The organism is Haemophilus sp. HN_Hi16, assembly GCF_049823435.1.
Lineage (GTDB): Bacteria > Pseudomonadota > Gammaproteobacteria > Enterobacterales > Pasteurellaceae > Haemophilus > Haemophilus influenzae_D.
The window spans coordinates 220499-244016 of the sequence record NZ_CP187500.1 but is presented as its reverse complement, the minus strand read 5'-3'; the positions used below and the strand labels follow the sequence as shown (position 1 = coordinate 244016).

Genomic DNA, 23518 nt, shown 5'->3' with positions numbered 1-23518 from the left:
ACGGAGGGGCGTCATCTCCGGTGAGGTGGCAGGATTTCAAATCCTGTTGAGGACGCCAGCGTTCTTGGGTGGGTTCGACTCCCATTCCCCTCCGCCAATCCATATAAACCTACATAAATCCACGTAAACAATCCACCAGAAAAACCCAGTGTACACACCTCTTTATCATTGCGTATGGTGGATAAAGCACCGCAAGCCTTTTAATTTCTAACTACTAGCGATAATCATCTTTCATCATGCTCACACGACAGCCAACAGAAACAGAATAAAGGCTTATACATTTTTATACATTAAAAGTATAATTATACAAAGAGAGTATAAAACAATATAAAGAGGCTAAAAATGACACAGGCAGATCCCCTTTATTTCCCCCGTTCTGAATTAGCAGAACGATTACTATCAAGCCTAAAAGATGGAATATTACACGCCATAACCCTTTTTGCACCCCGCAGAATGGGGAAAACCCAATTTTTACTTAATGACGTAAAGCCGAAAGCAGAGAAATTAGGGTTTAATGTGTTCTATTTTAGTTTTATGGATAGGACTAGTAACGAGTTGAGCCATGTTTTTACACGTGAGCTAATACACTTTCTTGATGTGGTGGACGGCAAAACCAATAACTTGTTTGATAAACTAAAAGCCATTGACTTAATGGGCGTAAGCGTTGAATTACAAGATAAAAATCAAACTAAACTTGATGAATTAAGCCTTGTTCAGATTATTAATGCCATTACAGAATCTAGCGATAAACCCGTTTTAATGTTACTTGATGAAGTTCAAGAACTGGCAAGAGTGAGCCATACTATAGGGCTAATCCGTTCATTGCGTACTGGTTTAGATATAAATCAACAAAAGATAAAAGTGATTTTCACAGGAAGTAGCACAAATGGATTGCGGGCAATGTTTAATGACAACAAAGCACCGTTTTTTCATTTTGCACATCCTTTAGATTTTCCAAATTTAGGCAAAGATTTTACGGATTTTCTAGCCGATATTTATCACAGCAGAACAGGGCAAGAAATCGACAAGCATCAGTTTTATAAACTCTTTGAACGATTTAATTTTACCCCTCTTTATATGCGTTCAATTGCTCAAGATATGATTATCAACCCTAATCTATCACTTAAACAAGCATCAGAATATAGGATTACTCAAATGAGTGAATTAGGCGACAGCGTGAAGATATGGCAAGAATTAAGCTCAATAGAACGGGAAATATTAAAGAGCGTTGTAAATGGCGAAAATGCACTATATAGCAAAGAAAAACGTGCCTATTTTGCTAAAGCGTTAGGGATAGAAGATATTAGCTCAAGCACAATACAAGGGAAAGTGAGAAAGCTAGAAAGAAAAGAGCTTATTACACGTAACGCAAACGGCACAATAAAAATAAACAGCCCATATTTTCAAACGTGGATTAAGGAAAATAGCTAAGGCAAATATCAAACAATAAAGTGCGGTCAAATAGATCGCATTTTTATTTTTTGCTGGTGGCTTTAAGATGTTTAAAGTTTGATTTTAGACACTGGCAAATCATCATTTAGGGTTGCTTTCAAATTTGATTAAAAAACAATCAAAAATTAACGAAAAAAAATTTTTAGTACTATATTTTGTACCATAATTTTAATGCTAAAAAATAATATCCTTATTTTTCATAAAGTTACAGCTCAAATTCAACTCCCATTCCCTACGCCAATCCATATAAGCCTGCATAAATCCACGTAAACAATCCACCAGCAAAACCCAGTGTACACACCTCTTTATCATTGCGTATGGTGGATAAAGCACCGTAAGCCTTTGAACTTATCGCTGGGATATAATATTTACCCCACCATTTTCTTTAACTGATACAAATATGCCAATGCTTGTTTAGGGCTTAAATCATCAGGATCAAGTTTTTCGATTGCCTCTCTTAGTGCATCCGTTTCTTGTTCAAACAATAATTCGCATTGATTGTGATTGGCTTCACGCAACGCTTGAATTTGTTGATCGGCTGAATGGCTTGAGTTTTTTTCTAATTGTGTCAATTTCTGTTTTGCCAGTTTAATAACAGATTGTGGCACGCCAGCCAAAGCCGCTACTGCCAAACCATAACTTTTACTTGCGGCACCATCTTGTACGGCGTGCATAAAGGCGATGCTGTTGTTATGCTCAAGGGCATCTAAATGAATATTGACTATGCCTTCGAGCTGTTCTGGCAATGCGGTTAATTCAAAATAATGGGTGGCAAATAATGTAAGCGAGCGGATTTTTTTAGCTAACCATTCTGCACAAGCCCAAGCTAAGGATAAGCCATCATAAGTGGATGTGCCACGACCAATTTCATCAATAAGCACGAGACTTTGCTCAGTAGCTTGATGAAGAATATTTGCCATTTCGGTCATTTCCACCATAAAGGTTGAACGCCCCGAGGCTAAATCATCGGAAGCACCAATTCGAGTAAAAATACGATCAATCGGCCCAATTCGTGCGTTGTCTGCTGGCACAAAGCTGCCGATATACGCAAGCAATGTAATTAATGCGGTTTGACGCATATAAGTACTTTTACCGCCCATATTTGGTCCGGTAATAACTAACAAATGACGGTTGTGATTTAACTCCACTGGGTTGGCGATGAAAGGATCTTTCAATACTTGTTCCACAACAGGATGGCGGCCATTTTCAATTTTCACGCTCACTTCATCACAGAATGTTGGCATCACGTAATTGAGGGTGTCTGCGCGCTCAGCAAGATTGACCAATACATCCAATTCAGAAAGTGCGAGGCTCGCCAGTTGTAACGTGCCTAAGTGCGGTAATAATAAATCAAACAATTCATCGTAAAGCTGCTTTTCTAATGCTAACGCTGCGCCTTTTGATTTCAGCACTTTGTCTTCATATTCTTTGAGTTCAGGAATAATGTAACGCTCTGCATTTTTCAAGGTTTGACGGCGAACATAATGAATGGGCGCTTTATGCGCTTGGCCTTGGCTAATTTGAATGTAATAACCATGCACTGCATTAAAACCGATTTTTAAGGTGTCAATGCCCGTGCTTTCACGCTCACGTTTTTCTAGGTTTTCCAAATATTGCGTTGCGCCATTAGACAGCATACGCCATTCGTCTAATTCGGTATTATAGCCTTCAGCAATCACGCCACCATCCCGAATTAAAAGCGGAGGCGTTTCAATCAATGCACGTTGCAATAAATCGCACTGCTCGCTGAAATCAGCAATTTGGCTGAAAAGTGCGGTTAAAAATGGCGGTGTTTTTTGTTGCACAATCGCGCGTAATGCTGGAATTTGTTCTAACGCCGTGCGTAAGCGAGTGAGATCGCGAGGACGTGCTGAACGTAGCGCAACACGTGCCAAAATACGCTCCATATCGCCGACTAATTGCAAATAAGGCTGAAGTTCATCAACCAAATCAAAATTCAGAACTTCCGCAATCGCTTGTTGGCGTTGTTTTAATTTTTCCACATCACGAATAGGCTGATGAATCCAACGTTTCAATAAGCGACTGCCCATTGGCGTAACGCATTTATCCAATACAGACGATAGCGTATTTTCTGTGCCACCTGCAAGATTTTGTGTTAATTCAAGATTTCTGCGCGTGGCGGCATCTAACTGAATGCAGTCTTGATTTTGAATCAAGCTAATGCTTTGAATATGGGGTAATGCGGTACGTTGGGTTTCTTTTGCATATTGCAATAAACAACCAGCCGCACTTAAGCCGAGCGGAGATTTTTCCACACCAAAGGCACGTAAATCTTTTGTGCCAAATTGGCGATTCAGTAAGGTAATGGCTGTGCTAAGTTCAAATTCCCAAATCGGGCGACGGCGTAATCCCTTGCAATGTTCAATCGCAGCCATTTCATTAAATTCTTCACAATACAGCAATTCCACAGGTGCAATACGTTGTAATTCCGCACGCAAAGTTTCTTTATCCGCAGGTTCACAAAGCTGAAAACGGCCAGAAGTCATATCTAAAGTGGCTAATCCAAATTTTTCTTTCTCTTGATATACCGCGGCAATCAGATTGTCTTGGCGTTCTGGCAAAAGTGCTTCATCGCTTACTGTCCCAGGTGTAACAATTCGCACAATTTGACGTTCTACTGGCCCTTTACTTGCGGCAGGATCGCCAATCTGTTCGCAAATCGCCACAGATTCGCCTAACTGCACTAATTTTGCTAAATAACCTTCCACCGCATGATAAGGCATTCCTGCCATCGGAATGGGCTGTCCTGCAGATTGACCTCGTTTCGTTAAAGAAATATCCAACAATGCCGCCGCTTTTTTCGCATCGTCATAAAACAACTCGTAAAAATCCCCCATGCGATAAAACAACAAAATATCTGGATTCTCCGCTTTGAGTTTTAGATATTGTTGCATCATTGGCGTATGTTGTTGGAAGTTTTCTTCGGAAATCATCTAATTACCTGCTTTGAAACTGAATAAAGATAGGTTTTATGGCGGCTATTTTAGGTGCCGAAAGGGGAAAAAGCTAGATAAAAAAAGTGCGGTAAAAATTTGTTGAGATTTTTTACCGCACTTTCAGTTGATATTTATCCTTTAAAGACAGGCAAATAGTCAAACATTGCTAGAAAATGGAAAATAGCCACAAAAACACCAAATAATACAATGAAGATTATTAAGCCATTTCCACCAAAAACTCGGAATGTTGTTGCTGCTGCATTTATTTTGCGAGATTTATAAGCAAGAAGTGCTGGAATTATGCAAGTCCAAATTGTCGCTACTGCACCGGCATATCCAATGGCTTTTAAGAAACCCAATGGAAATAAAATTGACATAATTAGTGGAGGTAGGAAAGTTACAGCCCATGACTTTGTTCGTCCAATTTTACAATTATCAAATTTAAAGAAATCAGCCAAATAATCAAATACGCCTAATCCTACGCCAATAAAAGATGATAAAATTGCGGCGATAGAAAAGGCATTAATCATTTGTTTAACCGTGTTAGATTCGATTACTCCACCTAATGTGTTAAGTAAAATATCTAAATTACCATCACTGGCAATTACTGGAGCAAATTGATCTCGCGGTAAGTTGCCAAAAATAGAGAAAATCCAAAGTAAATAAAGCGTAAGAGCAATTGCTGTTCCACCTAAAATAGCGTATTTTGCTCTTTTTTCTTCCCCATAGTAAGCTCGCATCGTACAAACAGAATGATGATAGCCAAAAGATGTTAATGCAACGGGAAACATTCCTACCGCATATTTTGCATAATTTGTCTCCTTTCCACCAATATCTAATAAAGTGTCTAAACTAATATTAGTTGCTAATCCATAAGTACTAAAAATAAAAGTAAAACCCATGCATACAATCAATAAAACAGATATTCTGTCTACAATGCGAGTGGAGTGCCAAACAAAGAAGGAAAAAGCTAATACAAATACAGTGGAACAAATTGCCAATGTAGATGAACCAAAATCAATCCACGGTTTAATAAGGTTTTCTAGTATACCGCCAGATGCAGTGGTATAAGCATAAAGTAAAATACCCCCGACAAAATATACCGCAAGATTATTAATAGAATTGACAGTTGAACCGAGCATATCTTTAGTTACAGTACTAAATGAAGCTCTTAAATCATAAGTAGAGTAGGCCTCAAGTAATAACCAGCCTGACAATGTCATGACTATCATTGTTAAGCAAATTACTAATACTGACCATATTGTCCAAGCACCCGCGCCAGATGTCGGCAAACCAAGCATTCCTGCCCCAACACAAACACTAGCAATAATACAGGCGCCACCAAAAATGGAAGGTTGTTTTTTCATAGAACATCCTTATCAATAACAAATTATTGAGTTAGCTGTTGATAAAAAAATGCAGTTCAAAATGAACTGCATTTTTCGTGATATTATTCAACTTCTTTTAAACGTGCCGTAAAGTGGCGGAGAACTTTTGGTTCATAAGTAAAGGTTAAACCCTTAATATTCTCTGCATTTTCTTTCACTTTTTGGAATGCCTCAATAATGAAATCCATATGCGTTTGCGTATAAGTTGCACGTGGTATAGTTAAGCGTAAAAGCTCCGCTGGACATGGTAGTTGTTTACCCGTCTTCGGATCTCGTCCTAATAAAAATGAGCCAATTTCTACCGCTCTTATACCTGCAACTTTATAAAGTTCGCAAGAAAGTGCTTGTGCTGGGAATTGGTCGGCTGGAATATGTGGTAATAATTTACCCGCATCTACGAACGCCGCGTGGCCACCTGGTTGTTGGCAAAGCACACCAATTTTTTCTAAGCCTGCAACCAAATATTCAATTTGCGCAATACGATAAGCCAGCCATTCTTGGCGCATACCATCATGTAAGCCAACAGCCAAGCGTTCCATTGCACCACCTTCTAAACCACCATAAGTAGGGAACCCTTCTTGCACAACACAAAGCGTTCTACATTCGTGATAAACTTCCTCCATTGATTTATCTTTAAACGCTAAAATACCCCCCATTGGCACCATAGCATCTTTTTTGGCGGACATCGCTAAACCGTCAGCATAGCGATAGCTTTCGTAAGTAATTTGTTCAATAGTCCAGTCTTTATAAGCTTCTTCACGTTGTTGAACAAAATAGGCGTTTTCTGCAAAACGAGCTGAATCCATGATGACTGGAATATCGTATTTACGCGCAATTTCATACATGCCTTTTAAGTTTGCAATAGAAACTGGCTGACCACCCGCAGAGTTACAAGTAATGGTACATACAATGTAAGGTACATTATGTGCTCCCGCCTCTTGAATGCCTTTTTCTAATTTTTCTAAATCGAAATTACCCTTAAATGGATGTTTTGCTGTTGTATCAAATGCCTCTTTTATATAAACATTGCGAACCGTTGCCCCATTAATTTGGCTATGTCCTTGTGTGGTATCAAAGAAATAGTTAGAGAAAACCACCATTTTGCTGCGATCTAAACCTTTCTCACGTTCACGTTTAGCAATCAATACTGGAATATAAATTTGTTCAGCACCGCGGCCTTGATGAGTAGGAATTGTATATTCATAACCAAAAATATCTTTCACTGCTTTAGCTAACGCATAATAACTGCGACTGCCACTATAGGCTTCATCGCCACGTAACATTGCAGCTTGCATATCTTGTGTAACGGCACCAGTACCGCTATCTGTAAGTAAGTCAATGAAAATATCTTCACTATCTAATAAAAATGGATTCATGCCTGATTTTAAGATCGCTTGCTCACGATACTCACGAGTAGTTCTTTTTACTGGTTCAATAACACGAATGCGGAAAGGTTCAGGTAAATGTTTAAAATTTTCCATAGCAAAATCCCCAAAAATTAATTTGCTTAGTTTAAATAAAAAATGATTTTCTAAAATGAAAACACTTTGATGGTTAATAAGAAAGGATTAATAAATTATGGGAAAATAAAAAGATAATCTTGGATCAATAAGAACCCAAGTTTGGTTAGGAGAAAGCAAGTTGAGCATATTAAACTCCTTTTAAGAGAAGAGATACTTAATAAAACTTAACACTGACTTCTAACTACGAAGTATTATCAGAATAATATAAAATTTAACATTGTCATCTATTATTTTTTTATTTTGTGATATTCCTCACAGAATATTTTTAATAAAAAAAGTGCGGTGAAAATTTATTGAGATTTTTTACCGCACTTTTTACAGGAAGATTAATGTCTTGGTAGGTAACGTACTGGATCCACTGATTTACCTTTATAGCGAATTTCAAAGTGGAGTTTCACGGTATTTGTACCAGAACTTCCCATTTTTGCGATGTCTTGACCTGCTTTGACTTCTTGTTGATCGGCGACAAGAATTTTGTCGTTATGCGCATAGGCACTTAAAAAATCATCATTATGTTTGATGATAATTAAATTACCGTAACCACGTAAAGCATTGCCTGCATACACTATTCGCCCTGCTGCAGCCGCTTTTACAGCTTGTCCTCGTGAACCACTAATATCAATTCCTTTGTTACCGCCATCTGTGCTTGAGAAACCTTGAATAATATTACCTGAAGTCGGCCATTGCCACACAACATTTGAGGCGATTGGCGCAACGACATTGGAATTAATTGGTGTGCTATTCGCATTATTTACAGATGACGTAACCTGTGTTGATGAAGTTGCCACAGGTACACTAGGCGATGTGCCAGCCTCTGATTTAATGGGGCCAATAATAGTACCGTCAGATCCTATTTGAGTACCGTTTGCGCCCGGAGTATAAGTGACGGCTGGTTTAGCTGGCATTGCTGTTGATGCCGTGACTGCAGGCTGTTTTACAGAAACCGTTGTAGTAACCGTTTTTGTGCCACAATTAGAAATCTTTAAAACTTGCCCTAAACTTAAATTATAAGGTTCGGATAGGTTATTCAACGCTGCCAATTCTTTTACATCAATTCCTGCTAAGTAAGCAATCAAGAACATTGTATCGCCTTTGTTTACTTTATAGGTATTGCCTTTGTAAGAGCCTTTTGAAATTTTGCTGTAATCTGGCGCATTGGTATTTGGATTACGTGGGATATTAATATGCTGTCCATCTACACAATCAGCAATTGTTTTGGTAACTGTTTTTGTTTGTACTGTCGGCGCGCTAACTACCGTTTTCGGAGAGGGTTGAAATGCAGGTTGCGCAGGTGCTGTTGGCATTGCTGGTTGTTGATTAATCGGTTGAAAATTTGGTTGTGGCGTGGCCATATTTCCCATTGTAGGTAATGAATTTTTTTGAATTTCAGGTTGCCAAGCACCACCTACATTACTGCCATTTACAGATTGCACTACACTAGGGGAAAGATTTCCATCTGCATCAGAAATAGGTGCAGGAGAATTAGAGGTACAAGCCGATAATACAACAAGACTTAAAGGGAGTAAGAGAAACGATTTGTTCATAGTTATTCCTTATTGTTCCGTTATTATTTCATTTGTGTTGGTATCGTATTTTTTTGAATTTCTGGCATAAAACTACCGCCAGCAACAGCACCTGTGCCTTCTACTGGTTGCATAATGCCATTTGGTAATGCATCTGGATCTTTAACTGGTTCTGATGCACATCCAACCAAAAGAAATCCAGCTACTAAAACAAGACTTAATTTGTTCATTTTCTATCCTAGTTTTTCAGTATAAAGTAAGCGATTATAGCCAGTACAACCACTGACCAGCCAATAATCTCAATAGATTTTCGCAATTTTGCTGCGAATTTCTCCCCGCCCCACGCGGCTAATTTTGCCACCAGCAAGAAACGCGCTAAACGTGAAATAAATGCGGTGATGACAAAAGGGAAAAATGCCATTTGCATCACGCCAGAGCAGAGCGTAAACACCTTGTAAGGAATTGGGCTAAAACCTGCCACAAACACAACTAATACGCCCCATTGCTTAAACCAACTGACGGCTTTTGCCCAATGCGCAGCATATCCCCATTGTTGTACAATGTTTTCCACCCAGTCCGTTGCATAAAAACCAATTGCATAACCAATAACTCCACCGATGACAGAAGCAATTGCCGTATAAAATGCAAATTTAACTGCACTTTTAGGCTTTGACATAGACATTGGAATCAACATCACATCGGGCGGAATAGGAAAAAATATCGCCTCGATAAAACTTATAAAAGAGAGCCAAAAAACAGCAAAACGATGTTTTGACCATTCCATCGTTTTATCGTACATCGTGCCGAAAATTTTCATATTTTTCTCTATTTGGTAAATTCCTGATCTAACCAATTTTGCAAAGAAAGCAATGAATGATATGCGGTAAGATCCGCTTGAATTGGTGTGATAGACACATAACCATTCTTCACGGCATAAAAATCTGTTCCTTCGCTTTCATCTTCAGGTAATGCTGAAGGGCCAATCCAATAAATGGTTTCATCACGAGGATCTTTTTGTTTAATGACTTCAACGGAAGATGAACGATAACCTAAGCGACACACCTTGTAACCTTTTAATTCTTCAAAAGGTAAGTCTGGTACATTGATGTTAATCACTTCACGAGGGTTTAATAATTGATGATGTAATTTAGGAATGAGATCACATACCACTCGTGCTGCTGTTTCATAATGCTGACGACCATCTAACGAAACTGCAATAGCAGGCAAACCTAAATGACGACCTTCAAGGGCTGCAGCTAATGTGCCTGAATAAATCGTATCATCGCCCATATTACAACCCGCATTAATACCTGATACCACTAAATCTACTTGGCCAGATAAAAATCCGTTTAACGCTAAATGTACACAATCTGCTGGTGTACCATTTACACAATAATCGCCATTATCTAAATGGCGTGGGCGTAATGGCTCAACCAATGTGAGCGAGCTTGATGCTGCACTTCGATTACGATCGGGTGCAACAATAATGACTTCTGCAATTTTTCTTAATTCCGTTGCTAAAACTTGAATGCCTTCCGCGTGAAAACCATCATCATTACTAACTAAAATTCGCATTATATTTCCTTATTCTTCTGTATAATTTACTAACTCACGAACTAATGCCGTGGCATAACTGCCTGCTGGCAAATAAAATTTTAAACGCAAGCCTTCTGGCTCAAATGCCCAAGAAAACCCTTTTGCTTTCATCAATAATGGGCGACGAGCTGCTTTCATTCTTTCTTGTTTCATTAAAGGATCGAAAGCTGAATGTTGATTTACGATTTCATTTTCAATCTCACTCGCCACCAAAATATCTTCGCCAATTAAAGGGGCGGTAAGTAAAATATCTTGATTTTCTAACCGCACTTGCAAGGCATTTAAGTCTTCTTTTTCATCCGCTTTGAACCAACTGTGCGAACCTGCTAATTGCACAATATCATTTGGTAAAACTTGATTTGTTGCGCCCTTTGCAATACGCGCAGCCACAACCAGATTAAAAATTTCACTGCGCGCGGCGGAAAGATAAAAACTGCGTTTTTTGCGATCTTTTACCTTGATTTCCCCTTGCGCCCAACGCAATGCTTGCGTGAGGTTATGACCATCTCGACCAAAACGTTGTTCCGTAAAATAATTGGGGAAACCAAAATTTGCCACAAAATCTAACCGCACTTTAAGCTCGTCAGATTCTTTTGCACCGCGTAATAAAATATCGAAATAATTTCCCTCAAGACTACCCGTGCGAATTTTTCGATTATGTCGAGTAACCGTTAAAATCTCTACGCCCTCTAATTCAAATTGACTGAAATCGGGCGTTTCCATTCCAGGCATTTGTAAACAAAACCATTGTTCTGTTACTGCTCGACGATCTTTCAACCCTGCATATCCCATATTGCGTTCAGAAATACCGGCAAATTTAGCTAATTTTTCGCCAACAAATAAGGTGTTGCAATCTGTTTTGCGTACATACAAGGCAACAAACTCTCCATCGCCTGACATTTCATAGCCCAAATGCTCTTTTACAATAAAATCCGCACATTCAGCCTTTAAAAGTGCGGTAGTTTTTGGCGGAGTTTTTAATGCCAAATAAGGGAGTTGTTCGAGCATAGTTAAGGACTCTTTTTTATCGAAAATAATTGTGCGAAATTTTATGCGACTTTTCGTGATTTATCCACTAAAATAACCGCACTTTTGTTCTTGTTGAAGGATTTTATTATGTCAAAATTGGCAGAGTTACAAGCAGAAACCCGTGAAATTATCGAAGATTTACTGAATGATGGTAGTGATCCAAATGCCCTTTATATTATTGAGCATCACATCGCGCACCATGATTTTGATTTGTTAGAAAAAATCGCCGTAGATGCGTTTAAAGCTGGTTATGAAGTGTCCGAAGCAGAAGAATTTAAAGATGATGATGGCAGACCAATTTTCTGCTTTGACATTATCAGTGAAGTAGAATTAAAAGCGGAAATTATTGATGCTCAACAAAAAGAAATCCTTCCGTTATTAGAAAAACATAAAGGCATTTATGACGGTTGGGGAACTTATTTTGAAGACCCAAATGCCGATGACGATGAATACGGCGATGATGGGGAATTTTTTGATGATGATGAAGAAGAGACTCGTGTGCATTAATCATTCTTTTTAACCGCACTTAATAAGTGCGGTTATTTTTTAGGTATGAGAAAAACAAACTACTCATCATTGTTGCTGTGCATTTTTTATCACATTCACAATTTCATCTTTCTCAAATTGGGTTTTGAACACAATTTTCGTATCCGATGCAACGAGATTAAACAATTTTTCTGCGTGTTTAATTTTTTGCTGTTCTTCCGAACGTAAAGATTGATCATCTGGTACATTTTTGCTTTCTACAATCAAATTCAACGTGTCGCCCGAGCTTGTTTTTATAATATAAGCAAAATCGGGCGAGTATGTGCCGCCGCCTGCCACTGGGATTTTGATGGAATTTTTGGGAATTTTGGTAAACACAATCACTTCTTTTACTTGATTTTTCGTAATGTTTGCGTGTTCCAATTCACTATCAAAAAACACACTTTCAAATAAAAATTCAGCCAATGGACTACCCGAATCAAACTGTGTGCCTAAATCCGAAGCATTCACTTCTGGCAACGCCTTACCTTGATTATCCGTAAATTTGGTTGGGTGAACACTGCCTCTCACACGGCTAAATCCTACTTCAAACGCATTAAAGGAATTGAGTAATAACCAGCGGTCAAACCCTGCTTTTATTGTGTGAATCGTGCGTTCATTCAGGAAGTTTGAAATTTCCAACACATCACGAATCGCAAAAAATGCCTTGTGCAAAGTCTGCATTTGAATCAAAGCCGTTTGCGATAATTTCAATAAAAACTCACGATAATTCAGCGTATTAATCGGTTCAAAAACTTCATCATTCAGGCTTCTTGTTTCAGTGGCAGACAATAAACCATTATCCACACGAATTTTATTTTGTACGGTGCGTATGCCAGTTGCCGTAAATTTATCCGCATTTTCTTTCAGATAACGGATAAACAAACTCAAAAATTCATCTTCATCTTTAATTTTGTATTGTAACAAGGCTTTTTGGTTAATCGTTTCCCATAAGGATTTTAATTCATCATATTTAGCGATACGCATTTTGACTTTTTCAGCTTTTTCACCTGAACGTTTGATTTTTCCATCTTTCAGGCTGCCTGAACTTTCAAAGGCTTTTGGGAATAATTTTTTCGTTTCAGCAAAGCCATTTTCCAAAAAGACATCATCGTCATCGGTTAAATCTGCTAATTGATTGCGAATCTGTTTCTTACTGAGATCAGGATAAGCCGTCTGAATTTTCTTAATTAATTCATCAGTTAAAGCCGTAAAAACAATCGGTTTTACCACCGCACTATTCACTTCATCAGTTAATTTTTTAACAAAATCCGTTTCGCTATTATCCACAAAATAATTCAAGAAAAAGGCGTGATCTTTCACCCTTGCCATATATTCATTTACAGGCAAACGTAAGCCACGACCAACTTCCTGCAATTTGCTCGTTTCAGAGCCGCTAGAACGCAATTTGCAAATTTGAAACACATTAGGATTGTCCCAACCCTCTCGCAACGTCCATTTGGAAAACACAAAACGACGTGGATTAGCAAGCGATAACAAGGTTTCTTTATCGTGCAAAATTTCATTTACTTCTTGCTCGATTTTGTCGTCTTTATCGCTGTTATCCTGCGAAAAATAACCGCCGTGAGTTTTGGCAATATCGTTTAATGCCGTTTGCCAATATTGGCGTAGAAATTCATCATTTTCTGTTTGCAAACGATGTTCTAATTCCACTTTTACCATTTGCTCAAAAACGGTTTTTAGGCTGCCTGAAAGTTGATTTTTCTCATCACGATAGCCTGCAATATCATCAATAAAAAATAATGTGAGCGGTTTAATCCGTCCGCCATTTCTCGTAAGCAATTCTTTTTCCAAGACAAAATGCTCTCTAATTGCTTGTCGCATCATTTTATCCCGCACAGTATCGCTGTATGAATACGGATTGATGGTATCGCCTTTTTTCAACTCAATACCATTGCTCAACACCAGCACGCTTTTATTCATTTCAGACACAAACAAATCGCTAATGGCTTGATGAATACGGTTTAAATTTTCGCCTTTACTTAACTTAAATTCTTGTTTATCTAAAATAAACGTCGCTTCTTTGCCGTCTAAATCAATCAGTTTAATCCGCTCGCCATTATCGCCGTCAATTTGTTCAGTAAACGCACGAATGCCTTTTACTAAATCATCATTAAACGCATCAATCGCACTTAATCGATAAAGTAAGTTTTCATATTTTTGTATGGTTAATTTAACAACTTTTCCTTGTTCATTTTTAACATTTTTGCCGTTTTCATCTTTTTTATTTACTTCAACACTAGGGAATGTTGCCCCATATCGCAAGATAAATTGAGCATTAAATTTTTGTATGTTTTGCCAAGTAACGCCATTTTTATCAAACTTATGCGGTTCATCAATAATCACAAAGGGATTAGTTGAAGCCAAGGCCTCAAAGGGCACAGAAAACTTATCTTTAATCAAGCGGCTGCCGTCATTGCCCCTATCTTTTCCCGCCATTGTGTCGGAATTAATCATACCTGCATTAATCAATAAGACGTGGATTTTCTGCTTATCTTCCGTCCCCACAAAACGCACAATTTCAGAGGGCATAAAGGCTTTTTTTGCTTTGTTTTTTTGGCTTTCTACCACATACAATTCAATTTCTGTTTCGCCATATTGCCCTGCAAAATCCTTGCGAAAATGTTCTGCAAGCGACGCGCTTTGCAAAAAGTTTTTCGTTCCTGCTTTAATGGGAAGAGTGGGTACAACCACGATAAATTTAAACACGCCCAGCACACGATTGAGCTCAAACATCGTTTTTGTGTAGGTATAAGTTTTGCCTGTCCCCGTTTCCATTGAAATATCAAGCACATTGCTATGAGATAACGCTATATCGCCCACATTATTGGCTTGTTGGATTTTTTGCAAATTATCCGTTTTTAGGTTGCCTGCAAATTCAATTAAGGGATTTTCATCTGTTTGCACATTTTTATTTAAATGCACACGGTCAAACACTGCCAAAACGGATTCAATCGCTCGCTCTTGATGGGGCAAATTTTTTTCGTAAGTAAAACCTGCCATTTTAATACCTCGCCAATACGCTTAAATTGTTCAAGCCTTTTTTATTGGCATAGGTTTTCACTGCTTGTGCCAATTCTTTTTGCATCACGCTATCTATATTTTCGCCAAATAACACAATGCGTTCAGGCACAAAATCCTTATCGTTATCCAAGCGTTCAATCAAGGCTTTCACGTTCTCTGATGTAAAACCGCTTGCCAATAAATATAAATGCTGACGGCAGTAATAAGCGGTATAACCTACTAAATCAATGTTTTGCACTTTTTCAGTCAGCCTACAACCGTCAAACACTCGCCAAGTGGTTAAAAGCTGGTGGAGTTGTTCATCGGTTAAGTTGTTTTTCGGCAAGAAATCAATTTGTGGGTCAAAATCAGTATTCAATGCCGTCTGAAAGTGCGGTTCGGTTTTGAAAATTTTAAAACCTAAATCGCCTGTGTAATCAGGGTTTTCAGTTTGGATTTTCTTTGCAGCTAATTCTATTCTCGCTTTGGTTATTTCAAATAAACTGTGTGGTTTATTGTGTTCATTCAACCAATCTATTGCAATTTGAATATTCTTTTTGGCTTCCTGTGTTACGTTTTCTAATGTTTCGTCTAAATTTTCAGTTAATTGTACGCAAATAAATTTACGATTACCCTTATCTTCGGCATTAAGTTGCATCAAAGCATGAGCGGTTGTGCCAGAACCTGCAAAAAAATCTAGAATTATATCGTTCTGATTTCCTTTAAAAGTTAATGAAAGGACTAGTCTTTTCAATAAATCTAATGGCTTGGGTGTTCTAAAGGGAGATAGTCCTTTAGCCACATCAAATAACTCTTCCAATTCACGAATACCATCAGCAGTCAAATGTTTATTAATATTTCCAATATTTAAAATACTATGGAATTTTGAAAAATCATCTGATATTTTTCTTAATTTTCCAATCACGGTTTTGCCATAAGTTTTTGGAACTAAGACATATTCATTATTAGCGATTCCATCATCAATTTTTTTCTTAAATTCAATACCTTTGATTTCTTCGATATCTTCGTAATGTAAATTACCATATTTACCAAATTGCTCTCGAATAGCATCTTCTTGAATCCAATATAATTCATCATTTATAACAATTTTTTTACCACGAATATCTTTAGGTCGTTTTAAATTATCAAAATTATCAATATTCTTAGCATATACAAGAACGGTTTCATGACCATTAACTACATATTTTGCGTTACCACCACCTTCAGATGTATTAATAATTAGGTCTTTTATAAAATTCTCTTCCCCAAACACTTCATCACAAAGTAGTTTTAATTGTGCTTGTTCATTATCATCAATAGAAATAAAAATCACGCCGTCATCGCGCAACAATTCACGCGCAATATACAAACGCGGATACATAAACGTCAGCCACGCACTGTGTGAATTGGATTTTTTAGCAGTAAATTCCAGCACACGCTTGGCTTTTTCCAAATCCATCCCCAAATCAACCAACTGCTGCGGCGTAAATTTTCTGTCATCTTGATAAACAAAACCGTCTGAACCTGTGTTGTACGGCGGATCGATGTAAATCATCTTGATCTGATTTTTATAAGCGTGTTTCAGATGTTTTAACACTTCCAAATTATCGCCTTGAATTAAGATATTTTCGCTATTTTGATTTTCCGGTTTTTGGTTGTGTTCAATATCTTCCGCTAAAAGCGTTTCAGGCTGCCTGTCTTTTAAAATTTTGGCATAGGATTTGCCCAGCCAATTGAGGCTGTAGCTTTCTTTTTCTGTTTTAATGCCGTTTGATTGCAACGTTTCCGCCATTTTTTCAGGCAAAAATGCGCCTTGTTTATCAAAACAATTTGGGAAATGGCGTTTTAATATGCTTAGCTGTTCGTTTTCAGCTTGGGTGTTTGATGAAAACAAAGTTTCTTTGGTGATTTCGGCCATAATTTTTCTGCTTGCTTGTTAATATAATTATTTGATTTTGCCGTATAACAGGCTAGCTTTGCAAGTGTTGACCTTGATAACACAGCCTAAATTTAAAAACAAAGCCACATTAATTTAAAATTTGTTAAAGTTAAATAATGAAAGGCTATTAAATTTTAGCATTGCGCGAGGAATAATTTTCGTTACAATGATACGGCTTTTTTAACCGATTTTTATAAGGAAAACATAATGAAAGTAGCAAAAAATGTAGTGGTGAGCATTGCTTACCAAGTTCGCACACAAGATGGCGTATTGGTAGATGAAGCTCCAGCGAATCAACCACTAGAATATTTACAGGGCCATAATAATTTAGTGATCGGTCTTGAAAAAGCGCTTGAAGGTAAAGAAGTAGGCGACAAATTTGAAGTACGCGTTCAACCTGAAGAAGGTTATGGTGCATACAGCGAAAATATGGTTCAACGTGTACCAAAAGATGTATTCCAAGGTGTTGATGAACTTGAAGTGGGTATGCGTTTCTTAGCGGATACTGACATTGGCCCAGTTCCAGTAGTGATTACTGAAATCGATGGCGATGAAGTTGTGGTTGATGGAAATCACATGTTAGCCGGTCAAGAATTACATTTCACGGTTGAGGTTGTCGCAACCCGTGAAGCAACGTTAGAAGAAATCGCACACGGTCACGTTCACGGTGCGCACACCCACGATGATGACGAAGAAGGTCACGGTTGTGGCTGTGGCGGTCATCATCACGAACATAATCACGGCAGCTGTGGTTGTGGCGGTCACTAATTAAAACAGCCCAAAAATTTACCGCACTTTAGCAATGAAGTGCGGTATTTCTTTATTAAAACCAGACAAAATCTGTTGAAAATCTTGGATCCTGTCGAACTTCTCGGTAGACTATAGGGCAATACACTCAAAACGTTTAGTCCTAAAATGAATAAAACACTGCTAAAACTTACCGCACTTTTTTTAGCATTAAATTGCTTTCCTGCCTTTGCTGAACAAACCGTTGATATTGAAGTTCAAGGTATCCGTGGTTTCCGTGCTGTTCGTAATACGGATCTGAATGTTAATTTGATCAATAAAGAAGAAATGGATGGCTCTGAACGCTATCAGCATTTAGTCACTCAAGCCGTGGATCGTGGTTTGCGTGTGTTTGGTTATTATGAATCTTCCGTGCGTTTCGAACGAAAACAGCGTCAAGGCAAACGCGATTTGTTGATTGCGCACGTTACACCAGGCGAGCCAACAAAAATTGCAGGCACTGATGTGCAAATTGAGGGGGAAGCCGCTCAAGATGAAAATTTTAATGCGTTACGTAAAAACTTACCGAAAGAAGGCGTTTTGGTTGAACACCAAACTTACGATGATTACAAAACAGCGATTTCACGTTTAGCATTAAATCGAGGCTATTTTGATGGGGAATTTAAAATTTCACGTTTAGAAATCAGCCCAGAAACCCATCAAGCGTGGTGGCGAATGTTATTTGATAGCGGCGTTCGTTATCATTATGGCAATATTACTTTTAGCCATTCACAAATCCGCGACGATTATCTCAATAATATTCTTAACATAAAATCTGGCGATCCATATTTAATGAATAATTTGTCGGATTTAACCAGCAATTTTTCATCTTCAAATTGGTTTAATTCAGTTTTAGTTCAACCTAATATCAATCATAAAAGTAAAACGGTAGATATAGAAATCATTCTTTATCCACGTAAAAAAAATGCGATGGAACTGGGTGTGGGCTTTGACACTGATGGCGGAGTTCACGGACAAATAGGCTGGACAAAACCTTGGATTAATAGCCGTGGACATAGTTTGCGTTCAAATCTTTATCTCTCCGCACCGAAACAAACGTTAGAAGCCACTTATCGAATACCATTGCTGAAAAATCCATTAAATTATTACTATGATTTTGCCGTCGGTTGGGAAGGGGAAAAAGAGAACGATACCAATACGAGAGCGCTTACGTTGTCAGCGTTACGTTATTGGAATAATGCGCGTGGTTGGCAATATTTTGGCGGACTTCGAGCAAGATACGATAGTTTTACACAAGCGGATATCACTGATAAAACCTTACTTCTTTATCCAACTGTTGGATTTACTCGTACTCGATTACGTGGTGGTTCCTTTGCCACTTGGGGCGATGTGCAAAAAATTACTTTTGATTTAAGCAAACGAATTTGGCTATCAGAATCTTCTTTTATAAAAGTGCAAGCATCTAGTGCGTGGATTCGTACTTATGCAGAAAATCATCGTATTGTTGCTCGTGCTGAAATCGGGTATTTACATACAAAAGATATTGAAAAAATTCCGCCTACACTGCGTTTCTTTGCTGGTGGCGATCGCAGTGTGCGCGGTTACGGCTATAAAAAAATTGCGCCTAAAAATAAAAATGGGAAATTGGTGGGTGGCTCACGTTTGCTTACAGGTTCTTTAGAATATCAATATCAAGTTTATCCAAATTGGTGGGCGGCAACTTTTGCAGATAGTGGATTAGCCGCTAATGATTACACAGCAAAAGAGCTGCGTTATGGCGCAGGCGTTGGTGTGCGTTGGGCATCGCCAGTGGGTGCGATTAAATTTGATATTGCCACACCCATTCGCGATAAAGATAACAGCAAAAATATTCAATTTTACATTGGACTTGGTACAGAAATTTAAGGTGAATTTATGACAAAACAACTACAACCATCAGATACTTCACCAAAAGCACCAAAACAAGCAAATAAAAAACACTGGGTACGCAAAGTTATTTGTATTGGAAGTGCGGTCATTTTTATACCTGTTTTAGGTGTTGCTGGGGTGATTTCTTTCGATGCGGGACAAAAAAGTTTAATTCAACTAGCCGACAAAATGCTCGATAGTTTTTCCGTTGAGCAAATTGAAGGCGGATTACAAAATGGCTTGGTGTTAAAGAATGTTCGTTATCAAACCGCTGGGATTGAGACACATATTGCACAAGCACGTTTACAGCTCGATTTTGGTTGTTTGCTTTCACGTGAAGTTTGTTTACGAGACTTTACTCTAAATAAACCGACAATTGCGATTAATACCGCATTGCTACCGCCATCAACGCCTGATAATCCCAAGTCTAGCCCGATGAAGCGTATTTCCTTGCCAATTAGTATCAATGCAGAAAATTTACTGGTGCAAGATTTATCCGTAAATGTTGATCAGACTAATATTACGTTTGGAAATTTTAAAAGTGCGGTACGTTTAAATAATGAAAAAGGCTTAACTATTGCGCCGACTGAAATTAACGATATTTCAGTGGTTGCAAAAAAATTGCCTGAAGTTAAACCTGAGCTGAAAGCCAAACAACCGAATAAACCTGTAGATTGGGCTGCGATTGAGCAATCTTTAACGCCTGCTTTTTTAGGTAATGTATCAGAAATCATTCTTCCTTTTGATTTACATATTCCTGAAATTTCAGGCAAAAACTGGCAGTATCAAGCAGTGAATGAAAAAGACGAAACGCTTCAATCTGTTGAAATATCTAGTTTAATTGTACAGGCGGATACCGTCGATAACCAACTGCAATTACAAAAATTATCGGTTGAAAGTTCGTTGGGTAATCTTTATTCACAAGGTAAATTACAACTTGATGGCGATATGCCATTAGATTTAACTTTAAAATCCCATTTGGAGCCGTTGAAATCCGCTGGAAAAGAAATTCTGCCAGCGAGTGATGTGGATCTTACACTTTCGGGATCATTGAAAAAATCCACCGCACTTTCTTTGAAAACAAAAGGTGTAGTAGATGCTGAACTGAATGGCGACGTGCAATTAGCACAAGACAAAATGCCCTTAAACCTCACATTAAATGTAGCAAAAGGACAATACGCTTTTGTAAACACAATGGTACCACTCAAAATTAATGATGTGACGCTTAAACTCACGGGGGATTTACTAAATTATCACGCTGAACTTAAGGGCAATGTAGCAGGAATGAATTATATTCCCGCATCTCAAGTAGAACTTAATGCCGACGGCAAACTTTATGAAGTCACCGTAAATAAATTGGGGATAGTTTCGTTAGATGGTAAAAGTGAATTTGCGGGTAATGCGAATTGGAAAAATGGTGCAAACTGGGATATTCAAGCCGATTTAGAAAAAATGAATATTGGTTTTTTTGTTCCAGTTATGCCTGCAATATTATCGGGTAAATTACATTCTCGCGGTTTTGCGGACTCTCAAGGTTGGCAAGTGGAAGTGCCAGTAGCCGATTTAAACGGAACGCTTTCTGCAAAACCTATCAGTTTAAAAGGTTCTGCAACGCTCAATCAAAAGGTACTTCTAACCGTGCCTGATTTACAGATTAGATATGGCGAAAATTATCTTAAAGCCAGTGGCGTATTAGATGATCATTCTGATTTTGTGCTAGATATAGATGCGCCAAATTTACGTGGTTTATGGTCAGATTTAAAAGGGCGAGTGGATGGTCGTGTATCGATTTCTGGTCAAATTACGACACCTAATCTTGATATTGATTTAACTTCATCCAATTTACATTTACAAGGTTTTCAGTTAGCCAAAGCAAGTATAAAAGGTCATATAAACAATACCCCACTCTCGAGTGGAAAATTGAATATTAAATCAGAACAACTTCATTATGGCGAAAATATTAAACTTCATTTACTTGATCTTGATTTATCAGGCGATGAACAAAATCACAAACTAATCCTAAAATCTCAAGGCGAGCCAGTTGCTGCAAATTTACAAATTAATGGACATTTTGACCGCACTTTGGAACAGTGGAAAGGCACACTTTCACAAGCAAAATTTGAAACCCCGATTGGCGATGTAAAATCTAACCAAGCGATTGCGGTGTTTTACGATAACAAACAAACACAAGCCAATATTGCCGCACATTGCTGGCAAAACACAGATATAGAATTATGTTTCCCACAAGCATTCAATGCAGGCAAGCAAGGCAATATTCCTTTCCAATTCAAACGTGTTAATTTGGATTTAGTGAATAAACTTATCGAACAAGATAGCCTCAAAGGAAACTTGCAAGTGCAAGGTAATGTGGCTTGGTTTACGGATAAACCATTCCAATTTAGCACAAAAGTAGATGGCAATCATTTAGCTTTCTCTCAAAAATTGGATTACCGCACGTTTAAATTAGATATTCCAAAATTAACCCTTAATGCCGACATTCAAAATAATAATTTGGTTTTAAAAACAGACATCAATTTGCATAATCAAGGCAGAATTGTAGGCGATATTCGTTTAAATGATTTTGTTAAAACTCGCCAACTTGGCGGAACCCTTGCGATAGAACGATTAAACTTGTCGATCGCAAATCAGCTACTTACTAGCGGTGAATCAGTGAATGGTAAGGTAGTCTCGAAGTTGAGTTTCGGCGGGAATTTAGAGAAACCATTATTAAATGGTGACTTCAATATTCGTAATATTCGTACCAAATTGAAATCTATGCCAGTAAATATTACTGATGGCGATATTGCCCTACGTTTCAATGGTAACCGTTCAACATTGCAAGGGAAAATCGAAACAGTAGATAGTCACTTAAACTTAACTGGACGTGCAAACTGGGCGAATATTGAACATTGGACGACAGAATTGAATGCACAAGCAAATAATTTCAACGTGGATATTCCATCTATGGCGAAGCTACGTTTCAGTCCAGATATCACGATAAAAGCCAATCCTAAGGAATTGAATTTAAGCGGAACAGTGGATATTCCTTGGGCGCGTATTAAAATTGACAGTCTGCCAGATACTGCTGAGCCAGTCAGCGAAGATGAAGTGATTTTAAACGGCCCGCACAAGAGCAAAGAAGAACTGATTAAACGTGAATTTGCCGCAAAAACGAAATCAGGAATGGATATTCGCTCTGATTTACGCATCAATATTGGTAAAGACGTCAGCCTTGATGCCTATGGCTTAAAAACCAATCTTGATGGTTTACTTTCTGTGAAACAAGACAAAGGCAATTTAGGTTTATTCGGGCAAATCAATTTAACCAAAGGTCGCTATGCTTCTTTCGGACAAGATTTACTCATTCGTAAAGGGCTTATTAGTTTTTCTGGGCAAGCGGCACAACCTACGTTGAATATTGAGGCTATTCGTAATCCTGAAACAATGGAAGACAGCAAAATTACTGCTGGAGTGAGAGTGATTGGCATAGCCGATAGCCCAGAAGTCACTATTTTCAGTGAACCAAGCAAACCACAAGATCAAGCACTTTCTTATTTATTAACAGGTCGTTCGTTAGAAAGTAGCGGTGAAGCTGGCTCCAGTGGTTCGATTGGCGCAGCATTGATTGGTTTAGGCATTTCAAAGAGCGGTAAATTAGTGGGCAGTATTGGCGAAGTTTTTGGTATTCAAGACTTAAACCTTGGTACATCTGGCGTGGGCGATAAATCTAAGGTTACAGTAAGTGGAAATATTACCAATCGCTTACAAATAAAATATGGCGTAGGTTTATTTGATGGTTTAGCAGAAGTCACCTTACGTTATCGCCTAATGCCACAGCTTTATTTTCAATCCGTTTCTAGCACAAACCAAGTGTTTGATTTGCTTTATAAATTTGAATTTTAGGAAT

Annotated in this window: 16 protein-coding genes and 1 tRNA gene; 6 read left to right on the top strand and 11 right to left on the bottom strand. The window is 38.1% G+C overall.

Going from position 1 to position 23518, the window contains the following annotated elements:
• Positions 1 to 2: 2 nt before the first annotated feature.
• Positions 3 to 97: transfer RNA gene (locus ACPT9C_RS01220), tRNA-Sec, on the top strand.
• Between the two features lie 245 nt (positions 98 to 342).
• Positions 343 to 1431: an ATP-binding protein gene (locus tag ACPT9C_RS01215; RefSeq protein ID WP_423717227.1), complete on the top strand. Its 1089-nt coding sequence runs from the start codon at positions 343 to 345 to the stop codon at positions 1429 to 1431.
• Positions 1432 to 1820: 389 nt separating this feature from the next.
• Here ACPT9C_RS01215 and mutS read toward each other — a convergent pair whose 3' ends face one another.
• The 9 genes from mutS to truD all read right to left on the bottom strand — a co-directional run bounded on the left by mutS (position 1821) and on the right by truD (position 11447).
• The gene (gene mutS, locus ACPT9C_RS01210) at positions 1821 to 4406 is read right to left on the bottom strand and encodes a DNA mismatch repair protein MutS (RefSeq protein WP_423717228.1); all 2586 of its coding nucleotides are present in this window, start codon (positions 4404 to 4406) and stop codon (positions 1821 to 1823) included.
• 134 nt (positions 4407 to 4540) lie between these two features.
• Complete coding sequence (locus tag ACPT9C_RS01205; RefSeq protein ID WP_118879801.1) at positions 4541 to 5776, bottom strand: aromatic amino acid transporter; 1236 nt, start codon at positions 5774 to 5776, stop codon at positions 4541 to 4543.
• 83 nt (positions 5777 to 5859) lie between these two features.
• Complete coding sequence (gene tnaA / locus ACPT9C_RS01200; RefSeq protein WP_112072008.1) at positions 5860 to 7278, bottom strand: tryptophanase; 1419 nt, start codon at positions 7276 to 7278, stop codon at positions 5860 to 5862.
• Between the two features lie 87 nt (positions 7279 to 7365).
• Complete coding sequence (tnaC, locus tag ACPT9C_RS01195) at positions 7366 to 7446, bottom strand: tryptophanase leader peptide (protein WP_071819912.1); 81 nt, start codon at positions 7444 to 7446, stop codon at positions 7366 to 7368.
• Positions 7447 to 7646: 200 nt separating this feature from the next.
• Positions 7647 to 8864: a murein hydrolase activator NlpD gene (gene nlpD, locus ACPT9C_RS01190; protein WP_118879800.1), complete on the bottom strand. Its 1218-nt coding sequence runs from the start codon at positions 8862 to 8864 to the stop codon at positions 7647 to 7649.
• Between the two features lie 23 nt (positions 8865 to 8887).
• The gene (locus ACPT9C_RS01185) at positions 8888 to 9073 is read right to left on the bottom strand and encodes a hypothetical protein (RefSeq protein ID WP_005654318.1); all 186 of its coding nucleotides are present in this window, start codon (positions 9071 to 9073) and stop codon (positions 8888 to 8890) included.
• A gap of 8 nt (positions 9074 to 9081) precedes the next feature.
• Positions 9082 to 9660: a YqaA family protein gene (locus ACPT9C_RS01180; protein WP_425627467.1), complete on the bottom strand. Its 579-nt coding sequence runs from the start codon at positions 9658 to 9660 to the stop codon at positions 9082 to 9084.
• Positions 9661 to 9668: 8 nt separating this feature from the next.
• On the bottom strand, positions 9669 to 10418 hold the full coding sequence (gene surE / locus ACPT9C_RS01175; RefSeq protein ID WP_077643967.1) for a 5'/3'-nucleotidase SurE: 750 nt from the start codon (positions 10416 to 10418) through the stop codon (positions 9669 to 9671).
• Between the two features lie 9 nt (positions 10419 to 10427).
• A complete protein-coding gene (gene truD, locus ACPT9C_RS01170; RefSeq protein ID WP_118879798.1) occupies positions 10428 to 11447 on the bottom strand; it encodes a tRNA pseudouridine(13) synthase TruD in 1020 nt (339 codons plus the stop codon).
• 108 nt (positions 11448 to 11555) lie between these two features.
• Between truD and rraB the strand changes: the two genes are divergently transcribed.
• Complete coding sequence (gene rraB / locus ACPT9C_RS01165) at positions 11556 to 11975, top strand: ribonuclease E inhibitor RraB (RefSeq protein ID WP_050948770.1); 420 nt, start codon at positions 11556 to 11558, stop codon at positions 11973 to 11975.
• Between the two features lie 66 nt (positions 11976 to 12041).
• On the opposite strand, the gene ACPT9C_RS01160 is transcribed toward rraB, so the two are convergent.
• Complete coding sequence (locus tag ACPT9C_RS01160) at positions 12042 to 15017, bottom strand: type III restriction-modification system endonuclease (protein WP_050948769.1); 2976 nt, start codon at positions 15015 to 15017, stop codon at positions 12042 to 12044.
• Between the two features lies 1 nt (position 15018).
• The gene (locus tag ACPT9C_RS01155; protein ID WP_050948768.1) at positions 15019 to 16935 is read right to left on the bottom strand and encodes a site-specific DNA-methyltransferase; all 1917 of its coding nucleotides are present in this window, start codon (positions 16933 to 16935) and stop codon (positions 15019 to 15021) included.
• A 228-nt stretch (positions 16936 to 17163) separates the two neighbouring features.
• Here ACPT9C_RS01155 and slyD point away from each other — a divergent pair, with 228 nt between their 5' ends.
• From slyD to ACPT9C_RS01140, 3 genes are all read left to right on the top strand, one after another.
• On the top strand, positions 17164 to 17724 hold the full coding sequence (slyD, locus tag ACPT9C_RS01150; protein WP_050948767.1) for a peptidylprolyl isomerase: 561 nt from the start codon (positions 17164 to 17166) through the stop codon (positions 17722 to 17724).
• A 147-nt stretch (positions 17725 to 17871) separates the two neighbouring features.
• Positions 17872 to 19608, top strand: coding sequence for an autotransporter assembly complex protein TamA (locus ACPT9C_RS01145; RefSeq protein WP_050948766.1), 1737 nt, complete (start codon positions 17872 to 17874; stop codon positions 19606 to 19608).
• 9 nt (positions 19609 to 19617) lie between these two features.
• A complete protein-coding gene (locus ACPT9C_RS01140) occupies positions 19618 to 23514 on the top strand; it encodes an autotransporter assembly complex protein TamB (RefSeq protein ID WP_118879797.1) in 3897 nt (1298 codons plus the stop codon).
• Positions 23515 to 23518: the final 4 nt, after the last annotated feature.